Origin of the sequence: Terriglobus albidus, assembly GCF_025685425.1 — a bacterium.
In the GTDB taxonomy this organism is placed as follows: domain Bacteria; phylum Acidobacteriota; class Terriglobia; order Terriglobales; family Acidobacteriaceae; genus Terriglobus; species Terriglobus albidus.
In genome coordinates, this window is sequence record NZ_JAGTAS010000019.1 from 14,483 (window position 1) to 30,391 (window position 15,909).

At 59.3% G+C, this 15,909-nt stretch carries 14 protein-coding genes; 3 read left to right on the forward strand and 11 right to left on the reverse strand.

Going from position 1 to position 15,909, the window contains the following annotated elements:
- Window positions 1-44: 44 nt before the first annotated feature.
- A complete protein-coding gene (locus OHL21_RS00580) occupies window positions 45-1,493 on the forward strand; it encodes a hypothetical protein (RefSeq protein ID WP_263415306.1) in 1,449 nt (482 codons plus the stop codon).
- Between the two features lie 570 nt (window positions 1,494-2,063).
- Here OHL21_RS00580 and OHL21_RS00585 read toward each other — a convergent pair.
- The 7 genes from OHL21_RS00585 to dcd all read right to left on the reverse strand — a co-directional run bounded on the left by OHL21_RS00585 (window position 2,064) and on the right by dcd (window position 8,903).
- On the reverse strand, window positions 2,064-2,684 hold the full coding sequence (locus tag OHL21_RS00585) for a hypothetical protein (protein ID WP_263415307.1): 621 nt from the start codon (window positions 2,682-2,684) through the stop codon (window positions 2,064-2,066).
- 3 nt (window positions 2,685-2,687) lie between these two features.
- A complete protein-coding gene (gene lpxD, locus OHL21_RS00590; protein ID WP_263415308.1) occupies window positions 2,688-3,623 on the reverse strand; it encodes a UDP-3-O-(3-hydroxymyristoyl)glucosamine N-acyltransferase in 936 nt (311 codons plus the stop codon).
- Window positions 3,624-3,923: 300 nt separating this feature from the next.
- On the reverse strand, window positions 3,924-4,853 hold the full coding sequence (locus tag OHL21_RS00595) for a lysophospholipid acyltransferase family protein (RefSeq protein ID WP_263415309.1): 930 nt from the start codon (window positions 4,851-4,853) through the stop codon (window positions 3,924-3,926).
- 42 nt (window positions 4,854-4,895) lie between these two features.
- Window positions 4,896-6,491: a two-component system sensor histidine kinase NtrB gene (locus OHL21_RS00600; RefSeq protein WP_263415310.1), complete on the reverse strand. Its 1,596-nt coding sequence runs from the start codon at window positions 6,489-6,491 to the stop codon at window positions 4,896-4,898.
- Window positions 6,492-6,572: 81 nt separating this feature from the next.
- Window positions 6,573-7,265 (reverse strand): lipid-binding SYLF domain-containing protein, encoded by a 693-nt coding sequence (locus tag OHL21_RS00605; RefSeq protein WP_263415311.1) that lies wholly within the window; start codon window positions 7,263-7,265, stop codon window positions 6,573-6,575.
- Window positions 7,266-7,589: 324 nt separating this feature from the next.
- Window positions 7,590-8,246, reverse strand: a complete 657-nt coding sequence (locus OHL21_RS00610; protein ID WP_263415312.1) for a response regulator transcription factor — start codon at window positions 8,244-8,246, stop codon at window positions 7,590-7,592.
- 102 nt (window positions 8,247-8,348) lie between these two features.
- Window positions 8,349-8,903 (reverse strand): dCTP deaminase, encoded by a 555-nt coding sequence (gene dcd, locus OHL21_RS00615; RefSeq protein ID WP_147650136.1) that lies wholly within the window; start codon window positions 8,901-8,903, stop codon window positions 8,349-8,351.
- A gap of 182 nt (window positions 8,904-9,085) precedes the next feature.
- Between dcd and OHL21_RS00620 the strand changes: the two genes are divergently transcribed.
- Both OHL21_RS00620 and OHL21_RS00625 read left to right on the forward strand, forming a co-directional pair.
- A complete protein-coding gene (locus OHL21_RS00620; RefSeq protein ID WP_147650135.1) occupies window positions 9,086-9,355 on the forward strand; it encodes an HU family DNA-binding protein in 270 nt (89 codons plus the stop codon).
- A 168-nt stretch (window positions 9,356-9,523) separates the two neighbouring features.
- Window positions 9,524-10,561, forward strand: coding sequence for a site-2 protease family protein (locus OHL21_RS00625; RefSeq protein WP_263415313.1), 1,038 nt, complete (start codon window positions 9,524-9,526; stop codon window positions 10,559-10,561).
- A gap of 459 nt (window positions 10,562-11,020) precedes the next feature.
- Here OHL21_RS00625 and priA read toward each other — a convergent pair whose 3' ends face one another.
- The 4 genes from priA to OHL21_RS00645 all read right to left on the reverse strand — a co-directional run bounded on the left by priA (window position 11,021) and on the right by OHL21_RS00645 (window position 15,727).
- Complete coding sequence (gene priA, locus OHL21_RS00630) at window positions 11,021-13,513, reverse strand: replication restart helicase PriA (RefSeq protein WP_263415314.1); 2,493 nt, start codon at window positions 13,511-13,513, stop codon at window positions 11,021-11,023.
- 296 nt (window positions 13,514-13,809) lie between these two features.
- The gene (locus OHL21_RS00635; RefSeq protein WP_263415378.1) at window positions 13,810-14,799 is read right to left on the reverse strand and encodes a polyprenyl synthetase family protein; all 990 of its coding nucleotides are present in this window, start codon (window positions 14,797-14,799) and stop codon (window positions 13,810-13,812) included.
- A 17-nt stretch (window positions 14,800-14,816) separates the two neighbouring features.
- Window positions 14,817-15,104, reverse strand: a complete 288-nt coding sequence (locus OHL21_RS00640; protein WP_263415315.1) for a hypothetical protein — start codon at window positions 15,102-15,104, stop codon at window positions 14,817-14,819.
- Window positions 15,105-15,226: 122 nt separating this feature from the next.
- On the reverse strand, window positions 15,227-15,727 hold the full coding sequence (locus OHL21_RS00645) for a YajQ family cyclic di-GMP-binding protein (protein ID WP_263415316.1): 501 nt from the start codon (window positions 15,725-15,727) through the stop codon (window positions 15,227-15,229).
- Between the last annotated feature and the right edge of the window lie 182 nt (window positions 15,728-15,909).

Genomic DNA, 15,909 nt, shown 5'->3' on the forward strand with positions numbered 1-15,909 from the left:
GCAGTTTGCTACCGCCGGGCGGTGGGCTGGAGTCCGTTACTTTGATGAAGCGTAAGTTGTATGTTTTTGCAGCCCTGACCGCTGTGGCTCTGGTGCTGAGCGCCTGCGGTGTCCGCTACTACAAGTTTCCGCAATACACCTACGCCGGACGCCCGATTCCTCCCAGCAAGTTCGCATATCGCGTGCTCGCCTCCTACACCAGTACGCTGAGTGGCGGTCTCCAGATTCTGGACGCGCAACGTGACCTGCGCAACAACGTCTTTGACGCAAACTCGTCCTACAGCATCTCGGGCTACTCGGGGAATTCGCCAAGCCCGATCCTGAACTTCCCGGAGCAGGTCGCCGGTTATGCCTACGCACAGGGCGACGGCTCGCTGGCGGCTATTGACTACGGTGGCGAGAAGAGCAGCGGAGCGGCTGCGACACTCGCAGCCAAGTCTGCCGTTCCGGATGGAATCAAGGTCTCTACCGACCAGACCATGGTCTATTCGGCTCAGGAGACCGCCGGCCAGCTCCAGGTGGTGATCCGCGGCGGAACCCAGGCCAGCTATGCGCTCAACCTGCCGAACGTGAACCGGGTCTTCGTGAACCAGGGCAACACGGTCGTTCTGGCCATGCAGCGAAATGGCAACAACATCTACCGCCTGGTGAAGCTGAACAGCAACCAGGCGACTCCTCCGGGCGCGGTGGATTGCCAGCCCTATCAGTTGCCGGTGTACTGCCTGGTGAAGGTGACAGGCTCCTTCGATCGTCCGGTCGGCGCCTATTTCTCAAACGACGGCAGCCAGGCCTATATCCTCAACTGCGGCCCGGAGTGCGGCGGCACGACGGCGAGTGTCGGCTTCCTGAACCTCAGCAATCTGACCATCTACAACATCCCGACGGTCTCGCCCGAGCCCAATTATGTGGCGCAGACCGTACCTGTGCCGGGTGGTGTGACGGCGGCGCTCACGGATGGCTCGACGCTCTATCTCAGCGGGCAGCAATTCCTGCCTGACGGTTACTGGTCAGGAAATCTCTCTACGCTGAATCTCGCCACGAAGACGGTGACCGGCAAGTACTCGATCTCTGATGGCTATCACACCAAGATGCTCTTCGGTGATGACAACACGCTCTGGATCGGATCGCAGAGTTGCGCGAACGGCGAGCGTGCACACCAGGCGGATCTGGGCGTCACCTCCCAGGCGGCGAACTACAACTGCCTGACCCGCTTTGACCGCTCCGCCAGCTCGGTGCAGATTGTGCCCTCGGTGAACCGCAATGCGAACACCACGGTGAAATATCCCAACCAGGATTACAACCTCTACTACTATGGCGACCTGACGGGCCTGTGCTGGGTGCAGAGCCTGCACAAGATGTACACGGCGTACGGCGGCCAGATCCACGCCTTCAATACCGCGGATGGGTCGGAGATCAACAACAGCCAGATCACCATTCAGGGAACGGTTCTGGATGTTGCGTTCATGGATGCGTTGACGAACTTCGATAACTAAGTGAGTCTTTGATAAAAGCGCTGCCTGCGGGCAGCGCTTTTGTTTTTGGGATAGAGAATTGGGTGCCCCATTCACGCACAGAGTGGGAGGGAGGCTTGAACGTGGCGAGCAAACGAGGAAAAGCGCTGAAGGCGCGCTCTATATCAGCCTGGGGCAACGCCCCAGGTCCTCGAGCACATTGAATGTCAAAGGGCTGAAGGCCCGCTCTATAGTTCCCAATCTAAAGTGAGTTTCGTCGACACAACGCAGGAGTCATATTCGTGTCAACTTTCAGGATTCTGTATGGAGAGAGGCAGGATTGGGCGCATTGAAAAGGAAGGTCTTTCACGATGTTCTGGATTCCCCTTACTGCAGAACTATAGGGCGGGCCTTCAGCCCTTTAAGATCTTGTCGATACCTAAACCTGGGGCGTTGCCCCAGGCTGATATAGAGCGCGCCTTCAGCGCTTAGAGCTATGGGCTCTTTGTTTGTCATTTCGCAGCGACCAAGGGAGCTTAGAATCTGCTTTTTTATCTAACCCGGGTGACCCACCTCGGGGTCCCCGACGAACTTGTTCGTTGGGGTGAACCCTCACAACGTTAGGGTAGGTAGGGAATGCCCCAGCTTCTCCGCCAACCAGGTCTGCAACTCAGGCGAGAAGGACTCTCCTGCTGTGAATGCAAACTGCGGTTTTCCCGCCAGAAGCTTTAGCGAAATGCCCTGCCACGCGGGAGCATCTGCTTTCGCCGTGAGCAGGTAAGCGTCGGCGCGGTCCAGGACATACTGCGCTGAGGGTTTGAAGTCGGCTGTCTCCGGCGACAGCACGGCCAGGTAGAGATCGGGCCGCAGGAAGCGCATCACCGAGTTCGATTCCAGGATGTTGTTCGTAGACCTGGCCAGCTCGGCGCGCAGGCGGGGCATTGCCTCAGCCAGTTGTCCCTGGCGGGTGCGCAGCCACAGGGAGCGGGCAGCACCGGCCGCGAGATACCGGCTGGTGTCCGTGCCCGAGGTCGGATCGCGTTCCTCGCTCAAGGCGATAGTGTGGTCGGCTGTCTGGCAATCGCATGGCTCGCCGTTGGCAGAGCAGACGTTGTGGCCGTACTGCGTGATCTTGACGGCAGTCCAATGTAGAGCAGGGAAGGCGCGTATCAGCTCGCAGACGGCAGAGGTCTTGCCGATGTTGCGTGTGTGTCCGCCGATGACGACTACCATCTCCTAGTCCTTCCGCAGTCTGGCCAGGTCTCGCAGATACTGCTTCAGCGGCTGGGCTGGACGGCCCCAGAAGACCTGGTTGGCTCCGTAGAGCTTCTTATTCGAGAGTACGCCGGCGCCGCCACCCAGAATGACTCCTGGACCAACGGTGGCTTTTTCGCCGATGCCGACCTGGCCTCCGAGGATCGCTCCGTCTTCCACGACGGAGCTTCCGGAGATACCTGTCTGCGCCGCGATGACCACATGTTTTCCGATGCGGCAGTTGTGCCCGATGTGCACCAGGTTATCGATCTTTGTGCCCTGACCGATGCGCGTCTCTTCCAGCGCGCCGCGGTCGATGGTGGAGTTTGCGCCGACCTCGACATCGTCTTCCAGGATCAGCGTTCCCTGCTGCGGAAACAGGGTGTAGGCGCCTGAAGCCGAGCGCGCATAGCCGAAGCCAAACGAGCCGAGAACGGCACCGCTTTGAATGACGCAGCGTTCACCAAGAATCGTGTCTGCAAGAATGGTTACGCGGGGTCCGATCACACAACCATCGCCGATGCTGACTCGTGCCTCGATCACGGCGTAGGGGCCAATGCTTACGTCTTTCCCGATGACGGCGGTTTCATCCACGGCGGCAGAGGAATGGATCTCCGTCCGTGCCGGAGCCAGAAGATGCTGCGCCGCCAGGGAAAAGGCAAGCCGCGGGTCTTTGGTGAGCACGATGCGAGGGTCGGAGATATCGGCAGCGAGTGCAGGTTTGGTCAGAATTGCGCCGGCAGCCGAGAGCAGAGCCGCCTCCAGTGTCTTCTCATCACTGGCGAAGACAACAGCATCCGGAGTCGCTTTGCTGATGGCAGAGACACGCGCAATCTCGCCCGGCCCCTCGTCGGCGGAGGCAAAGGTGGGACAGCCGGAGGCCGTAATCTTTGCTGCTAGCTGCGAAAGGTCAAACATGAGGTGTGCCTCCGTACTTTGCTTCCTGCTGGGGCCTTGTGGAGTCCTTCGATGGAATCTTGTCGAATCCAGCTTTCGTCCAGCGCGTGCTTTGTTGAGAATTTTGAGGTAATCCTTACCCACCCTAGCGTTGCGAGCGTTCACCCCAACGAACAGGACCCCGGGGTGGGGCACCCGGGCAGGAAACATTGAACGTGCGTTCTATGCCCGCCGGGGTGCCCCACCCTCACGGAGTTAGGGTGGGTAAGGAATCCCCCGAACCCTAACTAAGCCACAAAATCAATTTCAACACGCCTAATCCTAATAGAGCTTCGCTTCTCCCTCCGGCCGGGTCTTCCAGCGGCGGTGCACCCATAGCCACTGGTCAGGATACTCGCGCACATAGCGTTCGATCTCTGCGGTGAAACGAGCCGTATTGGTGACCGCGTCCATCTCGTGGTCGCCGGTGCGGGTCAGCTCGATCTCCGGACCGAAGTGAAGAACATAGCGTTTCTCTGCTTCATTCCACAACAGAAAGCCTGCGAGGACGGCGGCATTGGTCTTGAGGGCGACGCGTGCCAGGCCCGCGCCCGTGCATGCCTGGGTTCCGAAGTAGGGAACAAAGACACCCTGGGGCGGCGTCATATTGGTGTCCATCAGGATGCCTACGGTCTCTCCGTGATGCATGGCGCGCAGCAGACCGCGGGCGGAGTCATCTTTATGCAGGACACGATTGCCGTGCATGCAGCGGATTCCGTTGACGAACCGGTCGACCAGAGGATTATCCAACCGCCGGATCACCATTGCCATCGGGTAGCCGCGCAGGGAATGGAAGAAGCTGGAGAGCTCCCACGCTCCCAGGTGGCCGGTGATGATCAGAACACCGCGGCCTTTGTCCCGAGCCTTCAGGTAGTTGTCCAGACCCTCGTAGCGAATGAACTGACTGGCACGTTCGGCGGTGTAACCCGCCATCAGGCAGAACTCCGCAAGCTGCCATCCGAGGTGCCGGTAGAGCGAGCGCAGAATGCCTTCGCGCTCTTCGGCGGCCATCGCCGGGAAGGCGATCTCCAGATTCCGAATGCCTGTTTTTCGAAGCCGGGAGAGCAGATGAAATGCCGCTCTGCCGATCGCGGCGCCGACAGTCCGCGCCAGGGAGCGGGGCAGGATGCGCAGAGCGCCAACAAGAAGCCACAGCGGAATGAATTCAAGCCAGTGGCGAAGGGTCGCGGATTTGTTCGTGCTTGTTGCCAAAACAACAGTCTAGAGCGTTTTTCCTGTTGCAGGGAAAATGCTCTAGTCGCTTTGTAGCTCGTGAGATGTGTGAACGGGCAGAAAGATCTCCAGGGTCGTTCCGTGATTCTCTGGGGCGGTACTGCTCTCCACGCGAATAGAGCCTCCATGGCCTTCCACAAACTGTTTCGCGACAAACAGGCCAATCCCGGTGCCGATGGTGCGGCGGGTGGTGAAAAATGCCTCGAAGATACGGTCCAGATTCTCCTTCGAAATGCCCACGCCCGTGTCCTGAACGCGCAGCAGAAGACCCTCCGAGGGGGAAGAGACGTCCTCGACTGAAACCGTGAGTGTACCGCCCTGCGGCATGGCATAGAGGGAGTTGGTGATGAGGTTCGAGATCACCTGCAGCATTTCGCCCTGGCGCAACACAATCTTCCGGTCCGACTCCACATGCCGCTCCAGGGCAATACGGTAAGCCCTGCAGCGTGGCTCATAGACCTTCAGAGCCTGCTCTACGAGTCCGGAGATGGAGGTAGGCTTTGCCGAAGAGTGTTCGCGGTAGTAGCCCAGGGTCTGTTTGGCGATGTGAGAGACCCGCGTCAGTTCGTTCTCCGCCGTTTCCAGGTAGGTCATGCCCTGTGGATCAATCACCATGGGCCGCATCAGATAGAGCAGATTCACCACGGCTTCCAGGGGATTATTGATCTCATGCGCGATGGTGGCGGCCATTCGTCCCGTGGCCGCGATCTTCTCGGCCTGCAGCAGTGACTCTTCCATCCGTTTGCGATTGGAGATATCGTGCAAAATCTTCGAGGCGCCTACGATTCTGCCGGTTTCATCCTTGACTGGCGAGACCGTCAGCGCGACTGGAATCCGCTCTCCACTCTTGGTGAGGCGGGTGGTCTCAAAGTGATCGATCCGTTCTCCAGCGCGGATCTTGCTCAGAATCAGCTCTTCGTCAGCGTGCAGCTCCGGCGGAATCAGTTTGAGGATGGACTGCCCGATCATCTCTTCACGCGTGTACCCCAGTACACGAGTGGCCGCATCGTTCCAACTCGTAATGATGCCGTTCAGGTCCTTACTCAGGATGGGGTCGTCGGAGGACGTGACGATGGCTGCCAATTCACTCTGGCGCCTGGCATGCTCCTTTTGTTTGTCGGCGTGCAGGGAAAGCTGTTTTCGTAAACGGATGGTTTCGAGGGAGGCTGCAGTCTGCGACGCCAGCACGCTAACCGAGAGCTCGTCCTCCCTTGAAAAAGCAGCGGTTCGACCGCTGATGTACAGGAAGGCTCCCGCTCCCGCGCCGGCGGAGATTGGCAGAGGAACCGCCAGCAGGCTGCGAAGCGCTCTGCGGGAGATCTGCTCCGGCAGAGCGGGCGTACCGAATCGAGTACTGATGTTATCGATGCGAATGACCGTATCGGGTATGGGAAAGGTGGCGGCAAGCGGGGTCACAGATGCGCCCGGCTCCGCAGACCACACCGATCCGGTGTCAGACGGGCGATACAGCAGAACCCCCGTCTCCGCGCCACACAGCGCACGTCCGGTATCGGCGGCAAAGCGCAATGCCTGCGTGCTCTCGGTTGCACGAAACAGCCCGAGGCCTGCTTCCACGAGCAGGCGCGAGGCATCGATCTGTTCCCTCAAGATCGTCATGTGTGCGGCGGCAGACATTATAGTCAGAAGAGACGTGAGGCCGCCGAAGAGGCGGCCTCAGTTGTTGAGATGCGGGAGAGGTTACCGAGATGCCTTGGCGGTAACGAAGTATTTCGCCACCGTGCTGACAAATGGGTGAGCCGACGGAGGAGTGGGGGTATTTCCCTTCAGAATGGTCTCAAACGGAATCGCCGATCCATAGAAGTCACGGGTATCGTCTGCATTCTGCTCGAACCATGCACCCTCCAGATCGATGCCGGCAAACAGTCCCTTGGAACGGGAGTAGGTCAGCAGTTCGGCGTTGAGCTTCCAGTCCGTTCCGGCCTGGGCGTTGCGGCCAACCGGGCCGGCCGACGCCGCGGCATCGCCACCGATCTTGAACTTGTTCTTCAGCATGTCCTGCATGCCTTTCTGGTTCATCGCAATGATCACCAGATCGGTCGCCTGACCGCCGATCTGAAAACCTACGCTGCCGCCGGTCAGCTTCACGAAGACAGGCGCAGACCACCCGTGGCCGGTGCGGCAGGTCGTAACACCCTGGCCGTACTGACCACCCACGACAAAGGCAGCCTTCTTATACGAAGGAATCACCGTGACACAGTAGGCGCCGGAAAGAATGCTCTGTGGAATCGCCTTATCCGGAGTTGCCATGATCTCGTTGATTACACCTTCGGCTGCCTGCAGGCGCTCCTGCTCTTTGGAGCTATCGGCTGCGTGAACCAGTGGAGCCAGGGTCAACAGCGTGCCACACAGTGCTGCTGCAAACTTTTTCATGTTGTTCTTCCTTTCGGGCGCAAGCGCCTCGTCCTATTGGAATGGATGGACAGGCAATTCGAGAAGTTGTCCCGAAGGAACAAGTGAAGAAGACGGAGATATGACGTTATGAAGTAGTTATGTGTGATCTGGAAGAGTAAGGAGAAGTAGAGGGGTAAAAAAATGGGGGCTGCGTTCCCGGTGGGTCCCGTATCCGTCAGCCCCGCTTCTCCCAGGTCTGTGTTGCTGTGATTACTCTGAGTGGTTACGAGAGAGTACGCAACGGTACGGAGGTCTATCGACGTAAGTGCTAAAGAAGTTTACTACTTTGCAAATAGAGAAAAGTTACCGGTTTTTCCTTCCGGAGATCGGGAACAGGTGCTGCATCGCGAACATTGTCAATGAGATACGGTTCGCTACCCCAACCTTCCGCATGAGCCGGCCGACGTGTGCTTTGACGGTAGATTCGTCAATGTCGAGGGACAGACCAATCTCGCGATTTGAGCGGCCTGCGGTGAGTAACTCCAAAACCTGAAGCTCGCGGGGCGTGAATTCCGGAGGTTCGGGGGCGGTTCGGCTGTTGGCTGGGGCCTGACTGATGAGTTTGGCCAGTACCTTTCGCGGCGCCCAGATAGAACCTTCGCGCATGGCGTCGATAGCCATCTGGAAATCTCTCTCGGAAGCTGAGTAGGTCAGATAACCGCGCGCTCCCGCGGCGATGACTTTTTCGATGTATTCCTGATCCGTGCGATCACCCAGCACCATGGTGAGCAGCGAGGGATGCGTCCGTGCGAGGGACGCCAGCAGGACGAACGGGTGCTCCGTCGCCTGAGAGTCAATGATGAGGACGGAGATCTCGTCCTCTCGAAAACCGCCTGGAATAGCGATCTGGACGACTTCAATGCTCGAGGATTCAAAGATTGCCTCGAGGCCGGCAAGGCGCACGAGGTCCGTCGTCATCAGACCCAAACGGAAAGGGTGATTCTTGGACGCTAGTGTCATATTTCCGCAGTGATTTCTGCTCAACAAGGGCTGCGGGCTCAACACGAGGAACTCGTGCTTTGCCTGGGAACGACAACAGAGACCAGTGGATGAAGAGGAACTTTAGAGTTTCGGTAGAACGATCCCCTGTTGGTTCTGGTATTTTCCGCCGCGATCGGCATAACTGACCTCGCAGCGTTCATCCGACTGGAAGAAGAGAATCTGGCAAAGGCCCTCATTGGCGTAGACACGCGCCGGCAGAGGGGTTGTATTTGAGATCTCAAGGGTCACAAAACCCTCCCATTCAGGCTCGAACGGCGTCACGTTGACGATGATGCCGCATCGAGCGTACGTAGACTTTCCAACGCAGATAGTCAGTACGTCACGGGGGATTTTGAAGTACTCAATCGATCGTGCCAGAGCAAAGGAATTCGGCGGAACAATCACGGATTCCGCCTGTACCGTCACAAACGAACGCTCATCGAACTGCTTTGGATCGATGATGGCCGAGTTGACGTTGGTAAAGATCTTGAACTCATCGGAGACCCTGAGATCGTAGCCGTACGACGACAGTCCGTAGGAAATGACGCCTTCCCGTACCTGCTTCTCGCTGAACGGGCGAATCATTCCGTGTTCGATGGCCTGCTGCCGAATCCAGCGGTCGCTCTTGATGGACATGTCTGGGGTGAATCTCCTTGGATAACAAATTCCGGCCCCTTTTAAAAAGGGAGCCGGAAAAGGCAATCTTACGGGACGGGCTGCGCGTTGACAATCTTTTCAACGCTTTCTACCATCAGCACATGCATCTGGCGTCTGTCTGACGGCTGTGCAGAATTTCATGGCGGCGAGGGCAATCCTTCTTGATCAAGCAAGATCTCATTCAGCGGATTGTGGATCGTACCGGCCTTCCACGGACAAAAGCCGAGGCGGCCGTCGATACCATCTTCGATGCCATGAAGCAGACGCTGGCAGCCGGAGACAGGATTGAACTGCGCGGCTTCGGTGTTTTCAACGTGCGCCCGCGCAAGACCGGCATCGGCCGCAATCCCAGGACCGGCGCCGAAGTCAGCATTACTCCAGGAAAAGCTGTACGCTTCAAGCCCGGCAAGGACCTTCAGGTCATTGGCTGAGCTTGCGGGTTCCAGGCGCTACTACCGACTGAGCTGCAGGAAGCTGGTTGCTCTAGAGCATTTTCCCTGTTGCCGGGTATTCCGGAAGAAGAGTGCAGCGGCGTTTTCATTGCGGAAAACGCCCATAAATGCGGAAGCCCTGCTTTACACCTACAGGGAACATGCTCCATGAGCGCCGGGCTGCTGGATCAGGCCGGTGCAGATCACGTGCATGCAGATCACGTCGATACACCTGTCCTTAAAGCTCCGTCAGCAAATGTTGCGCGACGTCCGGCATCCTCACCCATCTGGGTGCATCTACTGTTGTTTCTCTTGACTCTGTTCACGACCACAGCGCTCGGTATGCGTTACATGGTCAACTTCAACCAGGGTAAGCCGCCGCTAACGAGCAACGAAGATATCGTTCCGCACCTGTGGATCGCAGGACATCTGAATCTTCTGCCGCTGGGTTTGCCGTTCTCCCTGACGCTTCTGGCTATCCTTCTGGCGCACGAGTTCGCGCACTATGCGGCCTGCCGTTATGTGGGTGTGCGTGCCTCGCTGCCGTATCTACTGCCCGCGCCGACGCTGAGCGGCACGGTGGGCGCCGTGATCCGGTTGCGCTCGCGCATGCGCTCCCGCAAGGCGCTGCTGTTGATTGGAGCTTCGGGTCCGATAGCCGGCTTTCTGGTTGCGATCGTCACGACCTGGATTGGCCTGGCAAACTCCAGGCCGGAGCCGGCGGTACCGACTCCTTCGATCGTCCAGTTCAATCCACCCTTGCTGCTGCAGATCTTTCATGTGCTGGTGCAGGGGACGAATCACTCGCTGCCGGATATCTATAACATCGTTCCGCACCCGATGGTGGTGGCGAGCTGGGTTGGCGTACTGATCACGGCCGTCAATCTCATTCCTGCCGGACAGCTCGATGGCGGCCATATTCTTTATGCCATCTCTCCCAAAGCGCACCAGATCGGCACGCAGATCACCATTGGTGTGCTTGCGCTGCTGGGAACCGTTTATTGGATCGGTTGGCTGTTGTGGGCGATGCTGCTGATGCTGCCCGCGATGAAGCATCCCAATGTTCCGCTGGATGACGAGATGAAGCCCTGGCAGGTTGGCGTGATTGCCGTCTGCGGCATGATCTTCCTGCTCTGTTTCTCGCTGCAGCCCTTTGCCAACGCAAGCCTGGTGGCGGAGTTCTCGCGTATTACGTGGGGACGATAGGGCGTCAACTACTCGCTCCACCCGGACGTCGCGAGGGTGGAGCACCCCACAAAAGTTGCCAGATCTGAGCGCTGAAGGCGCGTTCCATACCAGCCTAGGGCAACGCCCTAGGTCTTAAGTCAAAAGAGGAACAAAAGGGCTGAAGGCCCGCTCCATACTTCTCAAGCGAATTTGTTGAAGAATTTGCGAAAGATTATCCCTCCGCACTCAGGCGGTGATAATTGCCGACGATCCCGCGCGTGAATAGGGAGAACGCGCTCTCTACCGTGTACGGATGTAATAGCCACGGCGGCAATGACAAATCATATCTAGAACTATAGAGCGGGCCTTCAGCCCTTTAACATCTTGTGGACACCGAAACCTGGGGCGATGCCCCAGGCTGGTATAGAACGCGCCTTCAGCGCTCTATTGCCTGCTCGAACAAAGTATGGGCTACGTCGAACTCGCCGCTAGTGCCGATCACATCAGATGAACCGCATCCACATCGGCGATCAATGCCGCGCGCGGGATCTGTTGTTCGGCTGCGTGCGCCAGCATGGCGCGCAGGGCCTCGGACAACGCTGCACGGCTCTCTGACTTCAGCACGAAGTGGAAACGATAGATCCGCTTGATGCGCGAGAGCGGAGCTGTCGCCGGACCGATGATGCGGACCTTCGGCAGAGAGATCTTTTCCAGGAAGCGTCCGAGCGTGGCTGCCCATCCCGCTGCCTGCTCCAGATGGTCGGATTGAATGACCAGGTTTGCGAGCGCCGTAAATGGGGGATAGTGCATCCATCGCCGGTACTGCAGCTCTTTCTGAACGAAGGCGTGAAAGTCGTGCTGCTGTGCGAACTTCATGGCGTAGTGCTCAGGATGGTAGCTCTGCACCACGACGCGTCCTGGTTTGTCACCGCGTCCGGCGCGGCCGCTGACCTGGGTAAGCAGTTGAAAGACGCGTTCCGCGGCGCGGAAGTCCGGCAGCCCGAGAGCAAAGTCCGCACCGACAACCCCGACCAGCGTCACACCGTGGATGTCATGGCCCTTGGCGATCATCTGCGTGCCTACCAGGAGGTTGATCTCGCCCGAGTGAAGCCGCGTAAGCAGGCGTTCCATGTCCGCGCGGCCGCGCACGGTGTCGCGGTCCATGCGGCCGATGCGTGCGTTGTGAAAGATTTCTGCCAGCCTCTCCTCTCCCTGCTGCGAGCCTGCGCCCAGGTAGTAGAGGTGTTCTGACTGGCAGTGAGGGCAGACCTGCGGTACGGTGCGACGGAAGCCGCAGTAGTGGCATTCCAGCCGTTGCCCGGCGCGTGCGTGGTCGTCCATCTCATCCACGCGGCCATGCTTGTGATACGTCATGGCGATAGCGCAGTTCTGGCACTCGATCTTTTCACCGCACGAACGGCACATCACCACGAAGCTGTAGCCGCGGCGATTGAGCAGGATGATGGCCTGCTCGCCGCGCTCCAATGTGGCGCGGGTCTCTTCAATCAGCGTACGCGAGAAGATCTGGTCGGCGCCGGTCTGCTGGAACTCCGCTCGCATGTCGATGAGTTCGACCTCAGGCAGTGGGCGGTTAGAGACACGGTCCGGCATCTCGACGCGCGCATACTTGCCACGCTGGGCGTTGTGCCAGCTCTCAAGGGATGGAGTTGCGGAGCCAAGGGCGATGGCAGCGCCGTTCAGTTTGGCGCGAATGATCGCCGTATCGCGTGCGTGGTAACGCGGTGTCTCCTCCTGCTTGTAGCTGCCGTCGTGTTCTTCATCCACGAGGATGAGCCCAAGGTTCTGCGCCGGAGCGAAGATGGCGGAGCGTGTGCCGACGACGATAGGAGCTTCGCCGCGGCGAATGCGATGCCATTGCTCGGCGCGTTCATCGGGTGAGAGCTGCGAGTGCAGCAGAGCCACCTGCGATCCGAAGGCCGCGTACAGTTGAGCGGCCATCGCTGGCGTGAGGCCGATTTCAGGAACGAGAAGAATAGCTGCCTTGCCGCGATCGAGCGCGGCCTGCATGGCGGCGAAGTAGACTGCTGTCTTGCCGCTGCCGGTTACGCCATAGAGCAGGATGGGCTGGAACTGTTCCGCAGGGGAGTCGAGCGCGGCAACGATGGCGTCGGCGGCGGCCTGCTGCTGCGGGTTCAGCGTGTGCTCATGGGCGTGTTTCTTGCCGGGTGCGTGCACTGCTCCCAGATGGAAGTTCTCCGGAACCTCTTCGATGGTGACCATGCCACGCCGGACCAGCGTGCCGAGCGTTGTCTGCGGCACCGGAAGCCCGCGCAGGTCAGCGAGCCTCATCCTTCCGTTGACGGCGGCTAACTCCGACAGCAGACGCATCTGGTTGGCGTTCAGCTTGGGCAAGCGTGCGTCGGGAACCAACACGGCCACGCGCTCCATACGGCGGGCATCGCGCTGTTCGGCGACGGTCTCGCGGACCAGCCACTTTTTGCGCACCATGCCTTCCAGCAGAGCCTTGTTGGCTCCAGTGCTGGAGCGGATGCGGCCCGGCCGCAGGGCATCGCCCGCTTCCAGCAGATTCAGCACGGCGTATTCGCGGTTCTGATCCTCGGGCGAGAGCTTGCTCCGGCGGGAGGAGCCGAGCTCGGCTCCCTGGTAGAGGATGGTACGTCCGGTCTCGCTGATGCGATAGGTGATGTCGCGGCGGACTTCCGCCATCAGCGGCAGCATGCCGCGCAGCACCTCGCCCAAAGGAGCCAGATAGTAGGTTGCGATCCAGCCGGCAAGCTCCATCAGCTCTGGGGAGATCACGGCTTCGATGTCGAGCACCTGCTGAATCGGCCTGGTCTCGATTTCGGGAGGAGGCGGCGTGTCATGGACTTTGACGACAATGCCCATCAGCTTCTGCCCAGAGAAGGGAACCAGAACGCGGGCTCCGACAGCCGGCACGACGCCATTCACCGCGTAGGTAAACGGTCGGTCCAGGGGGACGGGCAGAGCGATGTCGGCAAAGCGGGACACTGGTTCTAGGGTACGAGGATTGAGTGCGGATATGTGGTCTGGATTTGCCCTCAGCGGATAAAGCCGCCGTCTGTGGAACGTTTGTACGGGACGGCTGAAGCCGTCCCCTTAAGCAAGACATTCGCACCGTAGGTGCGAACTAGTTGCGCGGTGCGCAACGGTTTTGCTTAAGGGCATGGCTTCAGCCATGCCGGAGTTGAGCTGCGAAGGAAGCGGCTTTAGCCGCTGAGGGAAATGTGTTGGAGAGCGGATTTCTCCGCCACGCTACGAAATGACAAAACAAAAAAGCGGTTTACTTACCGGTCGCGGTCGACGACGTAGCCGGGCACCCAAAGCAGGGCGCGCTTGGCGTCGGTGTCGGGGAGGTCGGCGATCGAGAGCCGTGCTGCCTCGGCGTAGGCGCAGGCGGTGTCGTGCGCGTACTCGAGCGAGCCGTGCCGTTCCAGGATCTCCAGAATCTGCGAATGAGCGACGCGCTGGAAGCTGCGGTCGGCGAGTACCGTGCGGATGGCCTCGCGGTCGGCGCCGGTGCCGCGCTCCAGGGCGTGGATCACGGCCAGGGTCGCCTTGCCTTCGCGAAGATCGCTGGCGACCGGCTTGCCCAGGGTGGACTCGGTCGCGGTGAGGTCCAGTACATCGTCGATGATCTGGAAGGCCAGGCCGAGGTTGCGGCCGTATTCGCCGAGCTGTGCCTCAATCGCCTCCGGGGCGCCGGCGACGGTTGCGCCGAGCTGCATTGAGACTTTGAAGAGGCAGGCGGTCTTGCGGAAGATCAGGTCGAAGTACTCTTCCTCGTTGATCAGGTGGCCAAGCTTCTGCATCTGCAGCAGCTCGCCTTCGACCATCTGCTGGGTTAGTGAGATCAGCAGGTCGAGAATGTGGAAGTTCTGCTCCTGCAGCGCCGCGTTGAAGGCCTGCATATAGAGCCAGTCGCCGGCCAGGACGCATTTGGAGTTGCCCCAGGTGGTGTTGGAGCTGGGACGGCCGCGGCGGGTGTCCGCCTCGTCGATGATGTCGTCGTGTACCAGGGTGGCGGTGTGCAGCATCTCGACGACTGATCCCAGCCGGATGCGCGATTCGCCCTCGAATCCCAGAGCCTTGGCGCTGAGCAGCAACAACAGCGGGCGAATGCGCTTGCCGCCGCCGGCGATGAGATAGCTGCCGATCTCGGTGATGACTTCCACCTGGGAGTGCGACTGTGAGACGAACTCCCGCTCGATGGCGGCAAGATCGTCGCGCAGCAGGTCGAAGACCTCTTTCGCCGTCGCTATCTGCAAATCACTCACTCTTTTGAATGTACCAGTTACTTGAGCGAAGGTGCGGGTTGAGAGACGCTGCGTTGCCGGAGCCGGACGATTACCGCGCTGAGACCGAACAGCAGCAGCAGGTCCAGCGTGAGTCCTGTCCAGATCCACCCTCCAGGCCCCGCAAAGCCGGGGTCGATGTAGTAGTGGAAGGGCCATCCATGGGGAGTAACGCAAGTTGGGCAGGGCGGGCGAAGGTGCCGCGTAGCTCCGTCGATGAACTCAGCGAGAACACCAAGAACCACGGCAGTCTGGATATATTGGACGACTACCGCGGTTCTGGTCATAGGCTCGGGCGTTTCCCTGTCGGTGTAGTGTAGAGCTTCCGTATCCTATCGACCGGGTGTTTTCCGCAATGAAAAACGCGTTGCCCGAACCCTTTTGGGAAACCCAGCAACAGGGAAACGCTCTAGTTCGAGCGATAGTTGGTGAACTGCAGGTCGATGCCCAGGTCTTTGCCGCGCAGCAGAGCGATGATGTCCTGTAACACGTCGCGGTCCTTGGAGGCGATGCGGACGGTATCGCCCTGGATGGAGGCCTGAGCCTTCTTCTTGGAGTCCTTGATCAGGGCAACAATCTGTTTGGCTTTCTCGGAGGGGATGCCCTGCTGCAGCTTGATCTTCTGCCGGGCCGATCCGTGCGAGCCTTGCTCGATCTTTTCAAAGTTCAGGTTCTTGAGGGAGATGCCGCGCTTCACCAGCTTCTGCTGCAGGATCTCGCTGACCGCCTTCAGCTTGTACTCGTCCGCGGCGGCGGTCTGGACCACGTCCTGACCTTCAAGGGCGATCTCACCCTTCGCGTCCTTCAGATCGAAGCGGGCCTTTACTTCTTTCAACGCCTGTTCAATGGCGTTCCGTACTTCCTGGATATCTACTTTGCTGACAACATCAAACGAGTTCTCGCCTGCCATGTTTTTCTCCGTGGTCTAGGGTGTGTCATCAAACTCCTGCCGCCAGCGCCGGGAGCAGATTTTTCTGAGCTCTAGGAGTGAGGAGAGAACTGTAGCTGGCCTACTGGAACGACGAGTGACGAAGAGATCGGGAAAATCTGCCCCGGCCCTGCGGGTTGCGGCGCAAATTCTCCCATACTTCG